Genomic DNA, 19,303 nt, shown 5'->3' with positions numbered 1-19,303 from the left:
TCCCGGGGCGCCCGGGCGGTGCCGCGGTGCGCCTACGGTAGGGGTATGCGGCTGACCGCCTTCACCGACATCTCCCTGCGCATCGTCATGCGGCTGGCCGTGGCCCGCCACGAGGAGCTGATGACCACCCGCGCCGTGGCGGGCCTGCTGGCCGTCCCGTACGCCCACGCCGCCAAGGCCGTGGCGCGGCTGAGCGAGCTCGGGCTGGTCGAGGCCCGGCGGGGGAGGGGCGGCGGCCTCCAGCTCACCGAGAAGGGGCGGCGCGCGTCGGTGGGCGCGATCGTCCGGGCCCTGGAGACCGCCGGGGACGTCGTCGGGTGCGAGGACACCCCGCCGTGCCCGCTGCGCGCCGCCTGCCGCCTGCGCACGGCCCTGCGCCAGGCCCAGGAGGCCTTCTACGCCTCGCTCGACGGCGTCACGGTCGCCTCGCTGGTGGAGTCCCCGACCGGACCGGCCCTGCTGTCCCTCACCGTGCCCGCCGTCCCCGGCGCCCCGGACCCCGCGCAGGCGGCTCCGGCCCTCTGACACGCGTTCCGGCGGTCCCGCCGGAGGGACCACCACCCCGGCCCCTTAATATGAATCTCAGATACCAATTATTTCTCGGGTCGGTCCTGTGCTGCCCGGAGCCGGAGGTCCCCCATGCTTTCCGCGGAAACCGCCGCGATCATCCGTGCCACGCTCCCCGTCGTCGGCGCGTCCCTCGACACGATCACCGAACGGTTCTACGCGACCATGTTCGCCGAGCGTCCGGAGCTGCTCGACGGGCTGTTCAACCGCGGCAACCAGCGCAGCGGCGAGCAGCGCAGGGCGCTGGCCGGCTCCATCGCGGCCTTCGCCGGGATGCTCCTGGAGCGCCCCGACGAGCGGCCGGACGCGCTGCTCGCGCGCGTCGCCCACAAGCACGCCGCGCTCGGCGTCACCGACGACCAGTACGTCATCGTCCACAAGTACCTCTTCGGCGCCATCGCCGAGGTGCTCGGCGACGCGGTGACGCCCGAGGTGGCCGCGGCCTGGGACGAGGTCTACTGGCTGATGGCCGGCGCGCTGATCGCCATGGAGTCCCGGCTCTACGCCGCGGCCGGCGCGAGCGGCGGCGTGACCTGGCGGCGCTGGCGGGTCGTCGAGCGGCGCGAGGAGACGGCCGACGTGATGTCGCTGCTGCTGCGCCCGGCCGACGGCGGACCCGTCCCGCCGGCCCTGCCGGGGCAGTACGTCAGCGTCCGGGTGACGATGCCCGACGGCGTCCGGCAGTCGCGCCAGTACACGCTGTCGGGGTGCGGCGCGGACGGGCTGCGCCGGATCACCGTCAAGCGGGTGCGCGCGGGAGAGCTGCCCGAGGGCGAGGTGTCCACGCTGCTGCACGCCACGGTCAGGCCGGGTGACGAGCTGACGCTGTCCGCCCCGTTCGGCGACGTGACGCTCCCCGGCGACGGGGGCGCGCCGGGGCGGGAGGACGCGCCGCTGGTCCTGGTGTCGGCCGGCATCGGGTGCACGCCCATCGTCGCGATGCTGGAGGCGCTGGCGGGCGCCCGTTCCGGCCGCCGCGTCCTCGTCCTGCACGCCGACACCTCGGAGCCCGCCCACGCGCTGCGCTCCGAGATGGCGCGCCTGGCGGACGAGCTGCCCGCGGGCGAGCGCGTCTTCTGGTACGAGAACCCGGCGGACGGCGGCGCGGGCGAGGCCGGCCGTGCTGACGGCGCGGACGGCGCCGGAGGCGCCGGGGAGGGCGTGCGGGCCGGGCGGATGGACCTGACCGGCGTCGAGATCCCCGAGGGGGCCGTCGCCTACCTGTGCGGGCCGCTGCCGTTCATGCGCGATGCCCGCGCCCAGCTCGTCGCGGCCGGCGTCGCGCCCCGTGACGTCCACTACGAGGTCTTCGGCCCCGACCTGTGGCTGGCGGCCGCCTGAGCGCGGGTTCGAGGCGGACGGCCGGGCCCCTCCGGAGGCCCGGCCGTCCGCGCGCCGGCGGGCGGCCGCGTCAGTTCTGGTGCAGGGCCGCGTTCAGCTCGATGCCCTGGCCCGTGCGCGGCACCGCCTCGACCGCGCCCGTCCGCGAGTTCCTGCGCAGCAGCAGGCCGTTGCTCCCGGACAGCTCCCTGGCCTTGACCACGCGCCCGTCGGGCAGGCCCACCTTGGTGCCGGCCGTCACGTACAGACCGGCCTCCACCACGCAGTCGTCGCCCAGCGAGATGCCCACCCCGGCGTTGGCGCCCAGCAGGCAGCGCTCGCCGATGGAGATGACCTCCTTGCCGCCGCCCGAGAGCGTGCCCATGATGGACGCGCCGCCGCCCACGTCCGAGCCGTCGCCCACGACCACGCCGGCCGAGATGCGGCCCTCCACCATCGAGGCGCCCAGCGTGCCGGCGTTGAAGTTCACGAAGCCCTCGTGCATCACGGTCGTGCCGCTGGCCAGGTGCGCGCCGAGCCGCACCCGGTCGGCGTCGGCGATGCGGACGCCCGCCGGGAGCACGTAGTCGACCATCCGCGGGAACTTGTCCACCCCGTACACCGTGACCGGGCCCCTGGCCCGCAGCCGCAGCCGCGTCTGCTCGAAGCCCTCGACCGCGCACGGCCCGTGGTTGGTCCAGGCCACGTTCGCCAGCACGCCGAACAACCCGTCCAGGTTCAGTCCGTGCGGCCTGACCAGGCGGGCCGACAGCAGGTGCAGCCTGAGGTAGGCGTCATGGGCGTCCGCGGGCGGCTCGGAGAGCTTGGCGATGCCGGTGCGCACCGCCACCACCTCCACGCCCCGCAGCGGGTCGGGCCCGACCAGGGAGGCGAGGTCGCCGGCCTCGGCGGCGTCGAGCCGCTCGGTGCCGGCCGCGGGCGGCTCGCCCAGCTCGGGGGCCGGGAACCAGGTGTCGAGAACGGTGCCGTCGGCGGCGACGGTGGCCAGGCCGATGCCGTACGCGCCGGTCACGGTGGGGTCGATAGCAGTCACGGGCACAAAATACCGTCACACGGCGCCGAGGTCGGCGGAGAGCCAGTGCTCGGGCCGCATCCGGAACGTCACCAGCGCCCGCGTGTCGGAGCCGCCCACGTAGCCGGGCAGCGCGTCGGCCGCCAGGTACCGGGCCGCGATCAGCGTGAGGTCCTCCGGCGTGCTGGGGCTGGACCCGACGACGGGGCCCTCGACCGACACGTACCGGTAGGTCGGGCTGGACCGCTGGACGAGCAGCGAGAAGCGGCCCGCCTTGCCGATCAGCCTGGCCTTGTGCGAGTCGCCGCCGGTGAGCAGGGACACCTCGCCGCCGGGGCTGTAGGCGTACCAGACGGGCACGACCAGCGGCGCCCGCCGCGTCCCGGCCTCGACCGACAGCGCCGCGATGTGCGCGCCGGCCAGGAACGCCTGCCGCTCGGCCTCGCTCAGCGCCATCGTCCCACCTCCTGCCGGGATACATCACCGCCGGCGACATTCCCTACGCCTGTCACACATGCCGCAATAGCCCCATATCGGGACGTCCCAAGGAGGTTTTACCGAAACTTGGGGCGATCCCACCCTGCCGGCCGGGCATGGGCCGTGCTCCCGACTGGCGGCTCCTCCGCGCACTGCCGACCTCGACCGGGGCGCCGCGCCTGTGGTCCACGCGCCCGGTCCGGGCCGGCGCCTCCCGCGACCGGCTGCCCGGCGTCGAAGGCGGCACCCGACGTGCTCATCGCGCAGCACGCCAAGGAGTTGCGGGAGGAGGGGATCTCGGTCAACGCCGCGACGCCACGGGCCGTGCGCCACGGACCTCTCCCGCCGCCTCGCGACGAACATCGCCCGCACGGCGGCGAACGGCCCCGGATCGCCGTGAGCGCCTGACCGCACTTCCTGCGGACGGCCCGAACGGCGGCTGCTTCGGCGAGACCGGCCCCGTGCCCCGATGGCGGGCCCTGTGCCCCGATGACGCGGTCCGTGCTGCGGTGATCGGGCGCCCTGAAGACGACCGAACCGCCCGGCGGTCGCGCCGAGCGGTTCGTCAGGTGCCTCGGGTGGGACTCGAACCCACACTGCGCGGGTTTTGAATCCGCTTCCTCTGCCAATTGGGATACCGAGGCAAAGACCCGGAAAAGCCCGGATCAACAGTCTCGCACGGCCAAAGCGTAGCCCAACTCGGCGGCCGGCCAGCACCGACGTGGCTCTAATCTAGCGGACATCTGTACTCTTCTGCTCGTGAGTACGCAGCGGCGAGTGGTGATCGCGGAAGACGAGGCGCTGATCCGCCTCGATCTCAAGGAGATGCTCGAGGAGGACGGCTACGTCGTCGTCGGGGAGGCCGGTGACGGTGAGCAGGCCATCAGGCTGGCCGCCGAGCTCAAGCCCGACCTCGTGATCCTCGACGTCAAGATGCCCGTCCTCGACGGCATCTCCGCCGCCGAGCGGATCGTGGCCGACCGGATCGCGCCGTGCCTCATCCTGACCGCCTTCTCCCAGCGCGACCTGGTCGAGCGGGCCAGGGACGCGGGGGCCATGGCCTACCTCGTCAAGCCGTTCACCAAGGCCGACCTCGTGCCCGCCATCGAGATGGCCGTCAGCCGGCACGAGGAGATGGTGGCGCTGAGCGCGGAGGTGTCCAGCCTGTCCGAGCGGCTGGAGACCCGCAAGCTGGTCGAGCGCGCCAAGGGGCTGCTCATGGCGGCCCACGGGTGGACCGAGCCGCAGGCGTTCCGGTGGATCCAGAAGGCGTCCATGGACCGCCGGCTGAGCATGCGCGAGGTCGCGCAGATCGTCATCGACGACGCGGCGCCCCGCGACTGACAGGCCGCGGCGCCCCGCACCTGACAGGCCGCGACGCCCTGTCCGGGAGACCGCGGCGCCCGCCTGAGCCGGTGCGCGGCCCCGGGGCTCACTTCTTCAGGCCGCACACCTCCAGCGCGTAGTCGATCAGCTCCTTCTGCCGGGCGGCCGGCGGCTGCACGATGACCACGCGCTCCTCGCCGCCGTCCACCGAGGCGCGCACGGGGAACAGGAACGCCTTCTTGGCCTCGGCGAACGCGTGCGGGTCGCAGCGGCCGGGGGAGAGCGCGATCGGCGCCTCGGCCCGCGCGGCCCCCGCCTCCAGGACCACCAGGGGCTTGGCCCCGCGGGCGGGCGTCACGATGTAGTGCGTCGTGCCGTCCACCGAGCCGACCGCCACCCGGCCCGCCCCGCGCCTGGTCAGCACGAGGGTCGCGCGCATCAGATCGCCGTCGCGCTTCCAGTCCGGGCCGAAGGAGATGTCGGCCGCCTGCTTGACGAGGAACGCCGAGCACTCGTCGTGCAGCAGCCGGGCCAGCAACGGGTCCGGGTGCGGCACCGGGAAGACGACCCTGCGCAGCGGCTCGGAGCCGACGCGGACGCGGGCCGCGACCGTGGCGGGCCGCACCTCCGGCAGTCCCTGGGGCGAGCAGTTCGCCTCGCCGTAGGGAATGCGGAGATCGGTGCGCTCGGTCCGCCCGATGGTGGAGTCCTTGCTTTCCGGTGGAAGGGTTTTGAATGACGGCGAGATCAGCTGGACATCGGCGAAATGCACAGGAGTGTCCGTGGTATTGCGGACAGCGACCTCGATGGCGTGCGCGGGCTCGTCGGAGCGCCATTGGGCCAGCGAGACGGACACCCCGTAGGGTGGGCGTGACGAGGGTTCGGCCGGTCTGCCGGGGCCACCGCAACCCGACAGCATAACCACCATGACCAGGGGGACCCTAATGTGCTTCACGGCACGCACATTAGGCAACCTTGAGCGGCTCTCGTAAGTTGAGGACTGGTTACGACTCCGCATCCAAGTGCCGACAGTTCAGGACGGCATCTGGTTCCAGGCCATGGCGGTTTTGTACGTTTCCGTCATTCGATCGGGAACGTCGGCGGTGCTGACCGATCCCGGCCTGGAGATGAAGGAGACACTTCATGGTCCGCATTGCTCCCGTGGGGCGGGCGCTGGCAGTCGCCGCTGCCGCCAGCCTCGCTCTTACGGCTTGCGGTGGTGGCAGCGACACCGCCACTCAGCCGTCCGAGTCCGCGGCGGCGCCGTCTTCCGCGGCCCCCGCGGCTAAGGGTGACGGCACGCTCACGCTTGGCACGCTACTGCCGCAGACGGGCTCGCTGGCCTTCCTCGGCCCGCCCGAGATCGCGGGTGTGGACGCTGCGCTCAAGGAGATCAACGAGGCCGGCGGCGTGCTCGGCAAGCCCGTTGTCAAGTACGACACCGACTCGGGTGACACGACCACCAACATCGCGTCGCAGTCGGTCGACAAGCTGCTCGCGCAGAAGGCCGACGCCATCATCGGCGCGGCGTCGTCCTCGGTGTCGGAGTCGGTGATCGACAAGATCACCGGTGCCGGTGTGATCCAGTTCTCGCCCGCCAACACCTCCGACAAGTTCACCACGATCGAGGACAAGGGCCTGTACTTCCGCACGTCCCCGCCGGACAAGCTGCAGGGCCGCGTGCTGGGCGACCTCGTGGTGGCCGACGGCAACGACACGGTCGGCATCCTCGCGATGCAGGACTCCTACGGCACCGGCCTGGCCGACCAGGTCTCCAAGACCATCACCGACTCCGGCGGCCAGGTCGTCGAGCGGGTCGACTACGACCCGAAGGCCGCCGACTTCTCCGCCGACGTGGCGAAGATCAAGGCCAAGAACCCGAAGGCCATCGTCCTCATCGGCTTCGAGGAGACCTCGAAGGTCGTGCAGGAGCTGGTCAAGCAGGGCATGCCGGCCAGCAAGCACAAGTGGTACATGGTCGACGGCAACACCTCCAACACGAACTACGTGAAGATGCCCAAGGGCACCCTCAAGGGAGTCAAGGGCACCATCCCGGGCGCGGCGGCTCCGGAGGAGTTCCAGAAGAAGCTCATGGCCACCAACCCGAAGCTGCAGGACTTCAGCTACGGGCCCGAGTCGTACGACGCGACCAACCTGCTCGCGCTGGCCGCCGAGGCCGCCAAGAGCGACGCCGGCACCGACATCGCCAAGAAGCTGGCCGAGGTCAGCAAGGGCGGCGAGAAGTGCAACGACTTCAAGTCGTGCGTGGAGCTGCTGAAGGCCGGCAAGGACATCGACTACGAGGGCGTCAGCGGCCCGGTCGAGTTCAACGACGCCGGTGACCCGGCCGTCGCCACGATCGGCATCTACCAGTACGGCGACGACAACAAGTACGCCACCAAGGCGCTCGAGTACCGCACCGGCAACATCGCCGGCTGACCGCTCGCGCGAAGCCTTCGAAGGGGCCCGGTCCGCGCGGACCGGGCCCCTTCGCCGTCTTCCGCGGGCTCTCCGCCGTCGTCCGGAACCCCCGGCCGTCCGCCGTCGTCCGGAACCCCCGGCCGTCCGCCGGGGTCAGGCGCAGCCGGCCCTGATCCGGTCCGCCGCGGCGCGGTACCTCTTCAGCAGCTCCACCTGCCGGGCGCGCGGCACGTCGGCGCGGGACAGCCCCGCCGTCGCGGCCTCGACGTCCTTCACGGCAGGCGCCAGCGAGCCGGGCAGGGCGGGGCCGTACTGCAGCGTGATGCCCCGGGCCTCGGCCAGGCGCCCCAGCACGGCGTCCTCGAAGTACTGCTCGTCCTCCTGCCCTCTGGGCCTCAGCAGGAGGTCGGCGTACCCGATGGCGGAGACGACCCGGGCGCACGGATCGTCGGTGGGGTCCCCGCCCGTGCTGTACCTGCCGGCCGTGGCGGCGGGCGTGTTCTGGCAGGCGGCGAGGATCGACAGGAGCGGCACGAGCAGCGTGGTCACCACGATTCGTCTCACACCCGTCATTGAAACGGCGGAGGAGCCCCCGTGGGGAGCCCCTCCGCCGTTGTGCGAGAACCGTTATGTCGCTTACGCGACTGTCACGCCTTGGCCAGGGTGCCGAGGTACAGCTCGATCACCTTGGGGTCGTTGGCGAGCTGCCGGCCGGTGCCGGTGTAGGCGTTGCGGCCCTGGTCGAGGACGTAGCCGCGGTGGCAGATCTGCAGGCAGCGCCGGGCGTTCTGCTCGACCATGATGACCGTGACGCCGGCCTTGTTGATCTGCTGGGCCTGGATGAACACGAGGTCCTGCAGCTTGGGCGACAGGCCGGCCGACGGCTCGTCGAGCAGCAGCACCGACGGCTCGGTCATGAGCGCGCGGGCCATGGCCACCATCTGCCGCTCGCCGCCCGACAGGGAGCCGGCGCGCTGCTTGCGCCGCTCCTTGAGCGCGGGGAACAGCTCGGCGACGAACTCGAAGCGCTCCTTGAACTTGCCGGGCACCTGGAAGGCGCCCATCTCGAGGTTCTCCTCGATGGTGAGGCTCGGGAAGACGTTGTTGGTCTGCGGGACGTAGCCCACGCCGCGCGAGACCAGCTGGTGCGCCTTCATGTTGGTGATGTCCTCACCCTTGAGCTTCACCGTGCCGCTGCGGATGGTGACGAGCCCGAACATGGCCTTGAGCAGCGTCGACTTGCCGGCGCCGTTGGGGCCGATGATGCCGATCAGCTCGCCCTCGCCGACGTACAGGTCGGAGCCGTTGAGGATGTTGACGCCGGGCAGGTAGCCGGCGATCAGCTCGTCGCAGCGCAGCAGGGCGCTCTGCGCGCCCTCCAGATGCGCGGTGCGGTCCGTGACGGCCTGCTGGGACGTCGCGGGCGCCTCGGCGGTCGCGGTCGTCGCAGAAGGAGTCTCGGGGGCCTCGGCGCCCTCCTGAGCGGGCTGCTCGGCCTTCGAGGACTCGGGGACGGTGTTCACTTCTGAGTCTCCTCCTCGATCTCCGCCTCGAGCTCCGCCTCCGCCTCGTGAAGCTGCTCCTGCAGCTCCGTCTCCGACAGCGGCGCGTCGTGGTGCGCGCCCAGGTAGGCGTCGATGACGCGTGGGTCGGACATGATGGTGTCCGGCGGCCCCTCGGCGATCACCGCGCCCTGGGCCATGACGATGACCCAGTCGCTGATGTCGCGGACCATGTCCATGTCGTGCTCGACGAACAGCACGGTCATACCCTGCTCGCGCAGGTCCTTCACGTGGCCGAGCAGCGACTGGGTCAGGGCCGGGTTGACGCCGGCCATGGGCTCGTCGAGCATGACCAGCTCGGGCTGGACCATGAGCGCGCGGGCCATCTCCAGCAGCTTGCGCTGGCCGCCCGACAGGGCCCCGGCGAAGTCGTCGCGCTTGGCGGCGAGCTTGAACCTGGTCAGCAGGTCCTCGGCCCGCTCGGTGATCTCGTCCTCCTGGCCGCGCCACAGGTTCGGCAGGAGCGCCCGGAAGAAGCTCTCGCCCTTCTGCCGCTGGGCGCCGAGACGCATGTTCTCCATGACGGTCAGCCGCGACAGCGCCTTGGTGAGCTGGAAGGTGCGGACCATGCCGGCGCGGGCCACCTTGTGGGCGGGCACGCCGTTCATCGGGCGGCCGTTGAACGTCCACTCGCCGGAGTCGGCGGTGTCGAAGCCGGTGAGCTGGTTGAAGAAGGTCGTCTTGCCGGCGCCGTTCGGGCCGATCAGCGCGGTGATGGAGCCGCGCTGGATCTCGACGTGCTCCACCTCGACGGCGGTCAGGCCGCCGAAGCGGCGCACCACCTTGTCCACCACGAGGATCGGGTCGGGCTTGGGCACGCCGGGGTCGCGGGCGAGGTCCTTGAACGCGGCCACGGCCGCGGCCTTGCGCTCGGTCGTCGCCGTCACGGTGTTGGTGCTGTCAGCGTGCATCGATTGCAATCTCCCTCTTGTCACCGAAGATGCCCTGTGGCCGGTAGACGAGCAAGAGGATGAGTCCGATGCCGACCAGGAGGAAGCGCACCGGGCCCACCTGGGTGGGCGCCATGAAGGGCAGGTAGCCGGCCTCGACCGCGCCGCTCAGGATGCCGTTGACCAGGACCAGCAGCACCCAGAAGATCATCGAGCCGACGACGGGGCCGAGCACGCGGGCCGCGCCGCCGAGGATGACGATCGTGTACGCGAAGAAGGTGGTCTCGGTGCCGAAGATGTCCGGCTGGACCGAGGCGAAGGCCAGGCCGTAGATGAAACCGCCGAGCGCGCCGATGACGCCGCCGAGGATGAGCGACTGCATCTTGTACGAGAAGACGTTCTTGCCGAGGGCGCGCACCGCGTCCTCGTCCTCGCGGATGGCCTTGAGCACGCGGCCCCACGGGCTCTTCATCAGCAGGTACACGATGAGGCACGACAGGGCGATGAGGAGCCAGCCCACGAACAGCACCCAGGTGACCCGGTTGTTGAAGGTGAACCAGCCGAAGCCGTAGTCGCCCTCCGGGAAGGGGTTGAGCGCGTAGAAGCCCTCGGAGAAGCCGCGCTGGCCGTCGGAGCCGCCGAAGACGTCCTTGAAGGCCACCGACCGGAAGATGAGCCGGATGATCTCGGCCGCGGCGATCGTGACGATGGCCAGGTAGTCGGCACGCAGGCGCAGGGTCGGGATGCCCAGGACGACCGCCAGCAGCACGGCGGCCAGCAGGCCGACGCCGATGCCGATCCAGAACGGCAGCCCGAGGACGGTGACGGTGACCGCGAGGCCGTAGCCGGCCACGGCCATGAACGCCGCCTGGCCGAAGTTCAGCAGGCCCGTGTAGCCGAAGTGGACGTTGATGCCGATGGCGGCGAGCGCGTAGAGCACCGTCTCGACGCCGACGGCGGCCTTGACGGTGGTGGAGATGATTGTTACCCAGTCCATGGTTCCCCCCGTCAGCCGATCCGCTCTCGGCGGCCGAGGATGCCCTGCGGCCGGAAGAGGAGCACGATGATGAGCACGGCGAGCGCGCCGACCGACTTGAGCTCCGGCGGCACCCAGAGGGTGGACAGCTGGATGAACAGGCCGACGATGAGGGAGCCGACGAGGGCGCCGAACGCGGTGCCGAGGCCGCCGAGCGTGACGCCGGCGAAGATGAGCAGCAGGATGTCCTGGCCCATCGTGTACTTCAGGTTCTGCGACAGGCCGAGCATGATGCCGGCCAGCGCGGCGATGGCGCCGCCCATGGTCCAGATGATGCGGATGACCCGGTCGACGTTGATGCCGGACGACGAGGCCAGCGCCGGGTTGTCGGCGACGGCGCGGGCCGCCTTGCCGGTGCGGGTGCGCAGCAGCGCGACGCCGACCACGATGAGGACGAGCAGCTCGATGCCCATGGCGACGAAGTTCTTGGGCGCCGCCGAGATCGGGCCGATCTCGATGCCGGGCTGGGCGGTGTACTGGGCGAACGCCTCGTTCTGGCCGCCGAAGAAGATGAGGAACACGTAGCGCAGGAACAGGGCCACGCCGATCGAGATGATCATCATTGCGATGGTGCCGGTGCCCCGCTTGCGCAGCGCGCCCCAGAAGAACCGGTCCTGCGCGTAGCCGAGGCCGCCCGCGAGGATCACCGCGATCACCGCGGCGGGGATGAGGTGCAGGCCGACGCCGACGTTGAAGGCGTAGGCCAGGATGGCGCCGAGCGTGACCAGCTCTCCGTGGGCGAAGTTGGTCAGGCCGGTCGTGCCGTAGATGAGCGACAGGCCGAGCGCCGCGAGGGCGATGATGAGGCCGAGGTTAAGGCCCTCGAAGGCGAGCTGCGCCGCCTGGGTCCAGAAGCTGCTCTCACCGCCCTCCTCCTGCGCGGGCTGCCCCGGGGCTCCCTTGGGCTGCAGGGCGAACAGCACGGTGGACATGTTGCCCTCGTACACTGTCGGGGTCCGGACGTTGCTCCCGCCTCGGACCGCCGCGTCCTTGGGCAGCGTGGCGACATCCAGCGTGACCTTGTACTTGCCGGGCTTGTCGACCGGCACCTGCCATGTACCTTGCGCGTTGGTGGTGGCCTCCGCGACGGGTTGTCCGCTTTCGGTGGTCACGACGATTTTCACGCCATTCACTGGCTGGCCTTGGAATGTGAGCGTTCCTCTGAGGCCCTGGTCCGCGGTGGCCGCCTGGGCCGGAGCGGTGAGCAGGAGGACGAGTCCACTCAGAAAGGCCGTGAACGCGATCACGGCTCTGCGCAATGGTGCTCCCTCTATTAGGTCAAGGCGGGGTATGGGTGCCCCTCCATCTCGACACGCGCGCATCGCAGGCAGAACTGGATGCTGTTGCGGGAGCTTATTGCGGGAAGGAGTGCCTTATCTATCGTCCGTCACCAATTAGTGACATGTGCGTGTCGCAGGTGTGAGCAAACAACGCAGCAGGTCAGGCGGTGAATCGTCGCTAACGCCGACGCCTCTGCTGTGACAGGCCGGTGACGGCCGGCCCCGCGCGCCGCGCCCGGCGCCGAGGCCGCGGACCCGTAACGAGAACGAGCCCGAGGGGCGACCTTTGGGACCGTGCGGGGCTTCCCCGGCCTCACACGTTATCTACTCGGTCGCCCCTGCGGGCTCTGCTCGGGAACAACGGTAGCGACCCACGGGGGCCCTGTGCAAAGGGAGACGTGAGCGCGTGGCGTTCAACGATCGCGCAACATACAGGTCAAACGAGACGTGCAGATGAGTCGTCCCTGGTCGTCGGTGATCTCGATGTGGTACGTCGCCAGCGTCCGGCCGCCGTGCAGCCGCGTGGCCACGCCCGTCACGTGACCGGAGGTGGCCGAGCGGTGATGGGTCGCGTTGAGCTCGATGCCGACCGCGATCCGCTCCGGGCCCGCGTGGATCGCCGCCCCCACCGACCCCAGCGTCTCGGCCAGCACCGCCGAGGCGCCGCCGTGCAGCAGCCCGTACGGCTGCGTGTTCCCCTCCACGGGCATGCGGGCCACCACGCGCTCCGCACCGGCCTCCACGAACTCGATGCCCATGCGCTGGGGGAGCGTGCCTTCGTGGAACGCCTCGAACATGCCGACGTCCAGGGGGTCCGTCTGTGTCAAGAGGTGGCCTCCAGTCTTCAGGGCAGCGGTTTTCTGTCGCAGTCGCAGACTAGGCTGCGGGTGTGCCGAAAGTTGAAGTGACCCCCAGCCGACCGTGCCTGCTGCTGCTCGACGGGCACTCGTTGGCCTACCGCGCCTTCTACGCGCTCAAGGACGCCAACCTGATGACCACCGATGGTCAGCACACCGAGGCGGTCTACGGGTTCACCTCGATGCTGACCAACATTTTGCGCGACGAGCAGCCCTCGCACGTGGCCGTGGCCTTCGACCGGTCCGAGCCCACGTTCCGGCACGAGGAGTACGCCGCCTACAAGGCCAACCGCAGCGAGACGCCCGAGGACTTCCGCGGCCAGATGCAGCTCATCCACGAGCTGCTCGACACGCTGCGCATCCCGCACCTGTCCAAGGCCGGCTACGAGGCCGACGACCTCATCGCCACGCTGGCCACCCGCGCCTCGGCCGAGGGCATGAACGTGCTGATCGTCACCGGCGACCGCGACGCGCTCCAGCTCGTCGACGAGCACGTCACCGTGCTCATGACCCGCCGCGGCATCAGCGACATGACCCGCTTCACGCCCGAGGCGGTCCAGGAGAAGTACGGCCTGACGCCCGCCCAGTACCCCGACTTCGCGGCGCTGCGCGGCGACCCCAGCGACAACCTGCTCAGCATCCCGAGCGTGGGCGAGAAGACCGCGGCCAAGTGGGTGCGCGAGTTCGGCTCGCTCACCGCGCTGATCGACCGGGTCGACGAGGTCAAGGGCAAGGTGGGCGACAAGCTGCGCGAGCACGTCGCCCAGGTGCTCATGAACCGCCGCCTCACCGAGCTGCTGCGCGACGTCGCCATCGACGTCGACCTGGCCGACCTCCAGCAGGGCGCCTGGGAGCGCGAGGAGGTCAACAAGCTGTTCGACACCCTCCAGATCCGCGGCGAGCTGCGCGAGCGCGTCTTCAAGACGCTCGGCACCGGCGAGCGCGAGCCCGACCAGGGCTTCGAGGTCGAGACCGTCCTGCTCGGCCCCGACCGGGTGGCCGGCTGGCTGGCCGCGATGCCCGCGGGCCGCGCCGGTCTCGCCTTCCGCGGCGCCTACGGCCGCGGCACCGGCCGGGTCGACGGCATCGCGATCGCCTCGCCCGACGGCACGGCCGCCCACATCGACCCGGTCAAGCTCACCGAGGCCGACGAGAGCGCGCTGCGCGCCTGGCTGGAGGACGAGGCCCGGCCCAAGGCCGTCCACGACGCCAAGGGCCCCATGCTGGCGCTGTGGTCGCAGGGCCTGACGCTGCGCGGGCTCGCGTGCGACACCGCGCTGGCCGCCTACCTCGCGATGCCGGGGCAGCGCACGTTCACGCTGGAAGACCTCGCCCGCCGCTACCTCAACCGCGACCTGCGGGCCGAGGAGGAGTCCGACGGCCAGGCCGCGCTGTTCGGCGATGACGAGGACGCCCCGGCCAAGGACCTCGCGCTGCGCGCGCACGTGGTGCGCGAGCTGGCCGACGCCCTGGAGAGCTTCCTGGCCGGGCGCGGCGGCACCCAGCTCCTGGCCGACGTGGAGCTGCCGCTGGTGACCGTGCTGGCCGAGATGGAGCGGGCCGGCATCGCCGTCGACAGCGCGTACTTCTCCGGCCTGGAGGCCGAGTTCGGCGCCGCGGTCAAGCACGCCGTGGAGGAGGCCCACCGGGTCGTCGGCGAGCAGTTCAACCTCGGCTCGCCCAAGCAGCTGCAGGAGATCCTCTTCGTCCGGCTCAACCTGCCCAAGACCAAGAAGATCAAGACCGGCTACAGCACCGACGCCGACCAGCTCGCCTGGCTCGCCACCCAGACCGAGCACGAGCTGCCGACCATCATGCTGCGCCACCGCGACCAGCAGAAGCTGCGCACCACCGTCGAGGGCCTCATCAAGGAGGTCGCCGACGACGGGCGCATCCACACCACGTTCAACCAGATCATCGCCGCCACCGGCCGGCTGTCGTCCGAGAAGCCCAACCTGCAGAACATCCCCATCCGCACCGCCGAGGGGCGGCGCATCCGGCAAGGCTTCGTGGTGGGCGAGGGCTACGAGACGCTGCTCACCGCCGACTACAGCCAGATCGAGCTGCGCATCATGGCCCACCTGTCGGGCGACGAGTCGCTGATCGAGGCGTTCGAGTCCGGCCACGACTTCCACCAGGCCACCGCGGCGCGCGTCTTCGACCTGCCGCCGGAGCAGGTCGACGGCGAGCTGCGGGCGCGCATCAAGGCCATGAACTACGGCCTCGCCTACGGCCTGTCCGACTTCGGGCTGTCCGGGCAGCTCAACATCCCGGTGGCCGAGGCGCGGGCGCTCAAGGAGGAGTACTTCCAGGAGTTCGGCGGGGTCCGCGACTTCCTGCAGGACATCGTCCGCCAGGCCCGCAACGACGGCTACACCGAGACCATCATGGGCCGCCGCCGCTACCTGCCCGACCTGACCAGCGACAACCGCCAGCGCCGCGAGATGGCCGAGCGGATGGCGCTCAACGCCCCGATCCAGGGCTCGGCCGCCGACATCATCAAGGTCGCCATGCTGCACGTCCGCCAGGCGATCGCCGAGGAGGGCCTGGCCTCGCGGATGCTGCTGCAGGTCCACGACGAGCTGGTGTTCGAGGTGGCGCCGGGCGAGCTGGAGGCGCTCAGGCAGCTCGTGTGCGACCAGATGAACGCGGCCTACCACCTGCGGGTGCCGCTGGAGGTGTCGGTCGGCGTGGGTCGTACGTGGGAGGACGCGGGGCACTGACGGTCGCGGCCGTGCGTCGCGGTTGTCCGTCGTAGGCGTCGGGACGGTTCGTGGCGCGCTCGTGATGGTGGCGGTCGTGACGGTGTGAGGTCGCGACGATTCGCGACGCTCGGGCGGCACGCCGGTCCGTCGGGTGACGCTATGCCTGGCCGGACCGGCGTGAGCGCGCCGCGGTCCGCCGTGCTCGCGCGCCTCTGTACGGCATGCCGTGGTTCCAGGGCCAGAACGCCAAGGGGCCAGAACGCCGAAAGGCCAGGACGTCAGGGGGCGAGAGAGCGACCGCCCGAGCCCCTGACGCCACCGACACCATCTGTCGCGCCCTCATGATCCGCGCTCTTCCATAACGCCTTGCCACGCCGAGAAGGCCCCCGCGACGCCGAGAAGGCCCGCGACGCCGAGAAGGCCCCTGCCACGCCACGAGAAAGCGCCCCTGCGACGCCGAGGCGGTGCGGTCCGCCACGCGCTCCCGCCTTCCTGACGCCTGGCCCTCCCGTGACCCAGCCGCGTTTCGCGACCCGCGGTGTTTCGTGGCCCGCCGCTCTTCGTAACCTGCGGTGTTCCACCACCCGCGCCCTTCCACCACCCGCGCCCTTCCACCACCCGCGCCCTTCCACCACCCGCGCCCTTCCACCACCCGCGCGCGCGTGCCGAGAGCGGGGGAAAAGGGGCCCAGCGGTCGGAGAGGTGGGCGCCGAAAGTGGGGGAGAGGTGTCCGGTTGTGTGCCGTGACGGGTGTTCTTCGCTGCGTCGGGCGGTTTTCTCGCGCTATAGCCGGGCAGATGGGCCTCCGTACGGAGGGCCGCTCTCCGGGTGGCCCTGCACTACTCTGAAGGCTAGGTCCCCCGAGTGCACGGGAGTTCTGTGCGGTCAGCGTCGTCCCTCCCCCCTGTCGTCGGCCCTCTCATCGGCGTCGCGAACGTCGTGGTGGTGGCCGTGGCCATCGTCGGCCTGACGGTGGTCCCCTCCAGCGGGGAGCCCGTCCCGCGCCCCCAGGCGGCCCTGGCGGCGCCACCGACCGCGAAACCGCCCCACGACCCCGCCCCGCCCCAGGGAACCCCCTCACCGGGCCCCTCGGCGTCCCCCGCGGGGCAGCCGCCCGGCGTGGCGGCCACGCCCGAGTTCGCCCGCCAGGTCAAGGCCAACGAGGCCGGCGTGGTGCCGGTGCTGATGTACCACCGCATCATCAAGAAGCGCTACGCCTCCATCGACCGCACCCCCGAGCAGCTCCGGAAGGAGCTGGAGGGCCTCGCCAAGCGCGGCTACGTGCCGATCACCGCGGCCGAGTTCGTCGCCGGCGACATCCGGGTGCCCGCCGGGAAGTTCCCGGTGGTGCTGACCTTCGACGACGGGCACGAGAGCCACTTCCGGCTGGACGCCTCCGGCAACCCGGCGCCCGACACCGCGGCGGGGGTCATCCTCGACGTGGCCCGGCGCTACCCGTCGTTCCGGCCCACGGCCACGTTCTGGGTCAACCAGGAGCCGTTCGGGCTGCGTGACGAGGCGTCGCAGGCGGCGGCCGTGCGCTGGCTCGTCGGCCACGGGTTCGAGGTGGCCAACCACACCTGGTCGCACCCCAACCTCGGCGTGCTGCCGAAGAAGACGGTCCAGAAGCAGATCGTCAAGGTCCAGCGGATGCTGGAGAAGCTCGGCGCCGGCACCCCGCGGACGCTCGCCCTGCCCTTCGGCGTGGCGCCGCACCCGCGCCAGCTGGCGCGCAAGGGCACGTGGGACGGCACCCGGTACGACTTCACGGGCGTCTTCCTGGCCGGGGCCGAGCCCTCGGTTTCGCCCTACGCGAAATTGTTCCGTCCCGGTGCGATCCAGCGCATCCAGAGCAATGGCAAAAAGGGCGAGTGTCGCAAATGGTGCTCGCAGTACTGGCTGGAGTGGCTGGACAAGCACCCCGGCGACCGCTACGTCTCGGATGGCGACCCCGGGCGGATCTCCATCCCGTCACGGCTTCAGGGTAATATTGACGCCAAGTGGCGCGGCCGCGTCAACGCCTACTGATGCTTGTCGATCAGGTGGCGTGCGTGACTTGGATTGACCCCGTGGCCGACGTCTCATATGCTGATCGCTGCGCTGTGGGCTCGCGCGCGCCTCAGACGGAGCGGGCTCGCGCTCGGTCACGTCGATGTCGTAACTCCTCGGCTTGATGCGGAAGAGGGCCTGCCGCGCATCCGCCACATCGACATCCTGTCCGCGTTCGGAGCACTTCCACACATGACGTCCAGCACTGAGGCCACCTCGAGCACCCCGCAGGTAGCGGTCAACGACATCGGGTCCGAGGAAGCCTTCCTCGCCGCGATCGACGAGACCATCAAGTACTTCAACGACGGTGACATTGTTGAGGGCACCGTCGTCAAGGTCGATCGAGACGAGGTCCTTCTCGATATCGGCTACAAGACCGAGGGTGTCATCCCCTCGCGCGAGCTTTCGATCAAGCACGATGTCGATCCTGCTGACGTCGTGGAGGTCGGCGAGCACGTCGAAGCCCTGGTTCTCCAGAAGGAGGACAAGGAGGGCCGCCTGATCCTGTCCAAGAAGCGCGCTCAGTACGAGCGGGCCTGGGGCACGATCGAGAAGATCAAGGACGAGGACGGCATCGTCACCGGCACCGTCATCGAGGTCGTCAAGGGTGGTCTCATCCTCGACATCGGCCTCCGTGGCTTCCTGCCGGCGTCCCTGGTCGAGATGCGGCGTGTCCGCGACCTGCAGCCGTACGTCGGCCGCGAGCTCGAGGCGAAGATCATCGAACTCGACAAGAACCGCAACAACGTGGTCCTGTCGCGTCGCGCCTGGCTTGAGCAGACGCAGTCTGAGGTTCGCCAGACGTTCCTCAACACCCTTCAGAAGGGCCAGGTCCGCAAGGGCGTCGTCTCCTCGATCGTCAACTTCGGTGCGTTCGTGGACCTCGGCGGCGTCGACGGTCTGGTCCACGTGTCCGAGCTGTCCTGGAAGCACATCGACCACCCCTCCGAGGTCGTCGAGGTCGGCCAGGAGGTCACGGTCGAGGTCCTCGACGTCGACATGGAGCGCGAGCGCGTCTCCCTGTCGCTCAAGGCCACCCAGGAAGACCCGTGGCAGCAGTTCGCCCGCACCCACCAGATCGGCCAGGTCGTGCCGGGCCGCGTCACCAAGCTGGTGCCGTTCGGCGCGTTCGTCCGGGTCGAGGAGGGCATCGAGGGCCTGGTCCACATCTCCGAGCTGGCCGAGCGCCACGTGGAGATCCCGGAGCAGGTCGTCCAGGTCGGCGACGAGATCTTCGTCAAGATCATCGACATCGACCTCGACCGCCGTCGCATCAGCCTCTCGCTGAAGCAGGCCAACGAGGGTGTCGGCACCGAGGTCGAGTTCGACCCCACGCTGTACGGCATGGCGGCGACCTACGACGACCAGGGCAACTACATCTACCCCGAGGGCTTCGACCCGGAGACCGGGGAGTGGCTCGAGGGCTTCGACAAGCAGCGCGAGGAGTGGGAGCGGCAGTACGCCGAGGCCCAGACTCGCTTCGAGGCTCACAAGCGGCAGATCGAGGAGGCCCGCCGGGCCGAGGCGGAGGCCGGCGAGGCCGCTCCCTCGTCCTACAGCGGCGAGTCCGCGGCTCCGTCGTCGAGCAGCTCCTCCGCTCCCGCGGGTGGCGCCCTCGCCTCCGACGAGGCGCTCGCCGCGCTTCGCGAGAAGCTGGCCGGCGGCCAGAGCTGAGGTAGCGGCTCCACACAGGCACGTCCTGAGGGAAGCCCCGCACGGATCATCCGTGCGGGGCTTCCCGCGTTCCACCCCAGCTTTTCGCCCGGTTCCCCTTTCATCG

At 70.5% G+C, this 19,303-nt stretch carries 16 protein-coding genes and 1 tRNA gene; 7 read left to right on the top strand and 10 right to left on the bottom strand.

The features are described from left to right. The first annotated feature begins 45 nt into the window (after nt 1–45). Entirely contained in the window at nt 46–525 is a 480-nt protein-coding gene (locus tag HT134_RS06360; protein WP_175599244.1) for an RrF2 family transcriptional regulator, read from the top strand. Between the two features lie 114 nt (nt 526–639). Continuing rightward, nucleotides 640–1,908, top strand: coding sequence for a globin domain-containing protein (locus HT134_RS06355; protein WP_175599243.1), 1,269 nt, complete (start codon nt 640–642; stop codon nt 1,906–1,908). 70 nt (nt 1,909–1,978) lie between these two features. Here HT134_RS06355 and dapD read toward each other — a convergent pair whose 3' ends face one another. The 3 genes from dapD to HT134_RS06340 all read right to left on the bottom strand — a co-directional run bounded on the left by dapD (nt 1,979) and on the right by HT134_RS06340 (nt 4,041). Beyond that, nucleotides 1,979–2,941, bottom strand: a complete 963-nt coding sequence (dapD, locus tag HT134_RS06350; protein ID WP_312887998.1) for a 2,3,4,5-tetrahydropyridine-2,6-dicarboxylate N-succinyltransferase — start codon at nt 2,939–2,941, stop codon at nt 1,979–1,981. Between the two features lie 15 nt (nt 2,942–2,956). Then, nucleotides 2,957–3,376 carry a pyridoxamine 5'-phosphate oxidase family protein gene (locus HT134_RS06345; protein WP_175599241.1) on the bottom strand — a complete coding sequence of 140 codons (420 nt, stop codon included), beginning with the start codon at nt 3,374–3,376 and terminating at the stop codon, nt 2,957–2,959. A gap of 591 nt (nt 3,377–3,967) precedes the next feature. After that, nucleotides 3,968–4,041 (bottom strand) — tRNA-Leu (locus HT134_RS06340). A gap of 115 nt (nt 4,042–4,156) precedes the next feature. Between HT134_RS06340 and HT134_RS06335 the strand changes: the two genes are divergently transcribed. Further along, complete coding sequence (locus tag HT134_RS06335) at nt 4,157–4,741, top strand: ANTAR domain-containing response regulator (RefSeq protein WP_312887997.1); 585 nt, start codon at nt 4,157–4,159, stop codon at nt 4,739–4,741. Between the two features lie 88 nt (nt 4,742–4,829). Here the strand turns inward: HT134_RS06335 and HT134_RS06330 are convergent, their stop codons facing one another. After that, the gene (locus HT134_RS06330; protein WP_175599240.1) at nt 4,830–5,495 is read right to left on the bottom strand and encodes a hypothetical protein; all 666 of its coding nucleotides are present in this window, start codon (nt 5,493–5,495) and stop codon (nt 4,830–4,832) included. Between the two features lie 371 nt (nt 5,496–5,866). Between HT134_RS06330 and HT134_RS06325 the strand changes: the two genes are divergently transcribed. Next, nucleotides 5,867–7,162 carry an ABC transporter substrate-binding protein gene (locus HT134_RS06325; protein ID WP_175599239.1) on the top strand — a complete coding sequence of 432 codons (1,296 nt, stop codon included), beginning with the start codon at nt 5,867–5,869 and terminating at the stop codon, nt 7,160–7,162. Between the two features lie 135 nt (nt 7,163–7,297). On the opposite strand, the gene HT134_RS06320 is transcribed toward HT134_RS06325, so the two are convergent. The 6 genes from HT134_RS06320 to HT134_RS06295 form a co-directional block, all read right to left on the bottom strand. After that, nucleotides 7,298–7,708 carry a hypothetical protein gene (locus HT134_RS06320; RefSeq protein ID WP_175599238.1) on the bottom strand — a complete coding sequence of 137 codons (411 nt, stop codon included), beginning with the start codon at nt 7,706–7,708 and terminating at the stop codon, nt 7,298–7,300. Between the two features lie 83 nt (nt 7,709–7,791). Further along, nucleotides 7,792–8,667, bottom strand: a complete 876-nt coding sequence (locus tag HT134_RS06315) for an ABC transporter ATP-binding protein (protein ID WP_376768069.1) — start codon at nt 8,665–8,667, stop codon at nt 7,792–7,794. Beyond that, nucleotides 8,664–9,617 carry an ABC transporter ATP-binding protein gene (locus HT134_RS06310; protein WP_175599237.1) on the bottom strand — a complete coding sequence of 318 codons (954 nt, stop codon included), beginning with the start codon at nt 9,615–9,617 and terminating at the stop codon, nt 8,664–8,666. The genes HT134_RS06315 and HT134_RS06310 overlap by 4 nt, the downstream gene beginning before the upstream one ends. Continuing rightward, nucleotides 9,607–10,593: a branched-chain amino acid ABC transporter permease gene (locus tag HT134_RS06305; protein WP_175599236.1), complete on the bottom strand. Its 987-nt coding sequence runs from the start codon at nt 10,591–10,593 to the stop codon at nt 9,607–9,609. Before HT134_RS06305 ends, HT134_RS06310 begins: the two co-directional genes overlap by 11 nt. An 11-nt stretch (nt 10,594–10,604) precedes the next feature. Continuing rightward, complete coding sequence (locus HT134_RS06300; RefSeq protein ID WP_312887996.1) at nt 10,605–11,744, bottom strand: branched-chain amino acid ABC transporter permease; 1,140 nt, start codon at nt 11,742–11,744, stop codon at nt 10,605–10,607. 581 nt (nt 11,745–12,325) lie between these two features. Continuing rightward, nucleotides 12,326–12,709 carry a PaaI family thioesterase gene (locus tag HT134_RS06295; RefSeq protein WP_175600176.1) on the bottom strand — a complete coding sequence of 128 codons (384 nt, stop codon included), beginning with the start codon at nt 12,707–12,709 and terminating at the stop codon, nt 12,326–12,328. A 92-nt stretch (nt 12,710–12,801) separates the two neighbouring features. Between HT134_RS06295 and polA the strand changes: the two genes are divergently transcribed. The 3 genes from polA to rpsA all read left to right on the top strand — a co-directional run bounded on the left by polA (nt 12,802) and on the right by rpsA (nt 19,197). Next, the gene (gene polA, locus HT134_RS06290; protein ID WP_175599234.1) at nt 12,802–15,492 is read left to right on the top strand and encodes a DNA polymerase I; all 2,691 of its coding nucleotides are present in this window, start codon (nt 12,802–12,804) and stop codon (nt 15,490–15,492) included. A 927-nt stretch (nt 15,493–16,419) separates the two neighbouring features. Beyond that, complete coding sequence (locus HT134_RS06285) at nt 16,420–17,502, top strand: polysaccharide deacetylase family protein (protein ID WP_312887995.1); 1,083 nt, start codon at nt 16,420–16,422, stop codon at nt 17,500–17,502. Between the two features lie 213 nt (nt 17,503–17,715). Then, entirely contained in the window at nt 17,716–19,197 is a 1,482-nt protein-coding gene (gene rpsA / locus HT134_RS06280) for a 30S ribosomal protein S1 (protein WP_175599232.1), read from the top strand. Nucleotides 19,198–19,303 lie beyond the last annotated feature (106 nt).

It is taken from the genome of Nonomuraea rhodomycinica (genome assembly GCF_013363995.1).
Lineage (GTDB): Bacteria > Actinomycetota > Actinomycetes > Streptosporangiales > Streptosporangiaceae > Nonomuraea > Nonomuraea rhodomycinica.
This window is presented reverse-complemented; position numbering and strand designations above follow the sequence as displayed.

Bases quoted from the DNA above. Each gene is read 5' to 3' on its own strand.
- HT134_RS06305 (WP_175599236.1), bottom strand. From the start codon at position 10,593: ATGGACTGGGTAACAATCATCTCCACCACCGTCAAGGCCGCCGTCGGC.
- HT134_RS06310 (WP_175599237.1), bottom strand. From the start codon at position 9,617: ATGCACGCTGACAGCACCAACACCGTGACGGCGACGACCGAGCGCAAG.
- rpsA (WP_175599232.1), top strand. From the start codon at position 17,716: ATGACGTCCAGCACTGAGGCCACCTCGAGCACCCCGCAGGTAGCGGTC.
- HT134_RS06355 (WP_175599243.1), top strand. From the start codon at position 640: ATGCTTTCCGCGGAAACCGCCGCGATCATCCGTGCCACGCTCCCCGTC.
- HT134_RS06295 (WP_175600176.1), bottom strand. From the start codon at position 12,709: ATGTTCGAGGCGTTCCACGAAGGCACGCTCCCCCAGCGCATGGGCATC.
- HT134_RS06325 (WP_175599239.1), top strand. From the start codon at position 5,867: ATGGTCCGCATTGCTCCCGTGGGGCGGGCGCTGGCAGTCGCCGCTGCC.
- HT134_RS06360 (WP_175599244.1), top strand. From the start codon at position 46: ATGCGGCTGACCGCCTTCACCGACATCTCCCTGCGCATCGTCATGCGG.
- HT134_RS06345 (WP_175599241.1), bottom strand. From the start codon at position 3,376: ATGGCGCTGAGCGAGGCCGAGCGGCAGGCGTTCCTGGCCGGCGCGCAC.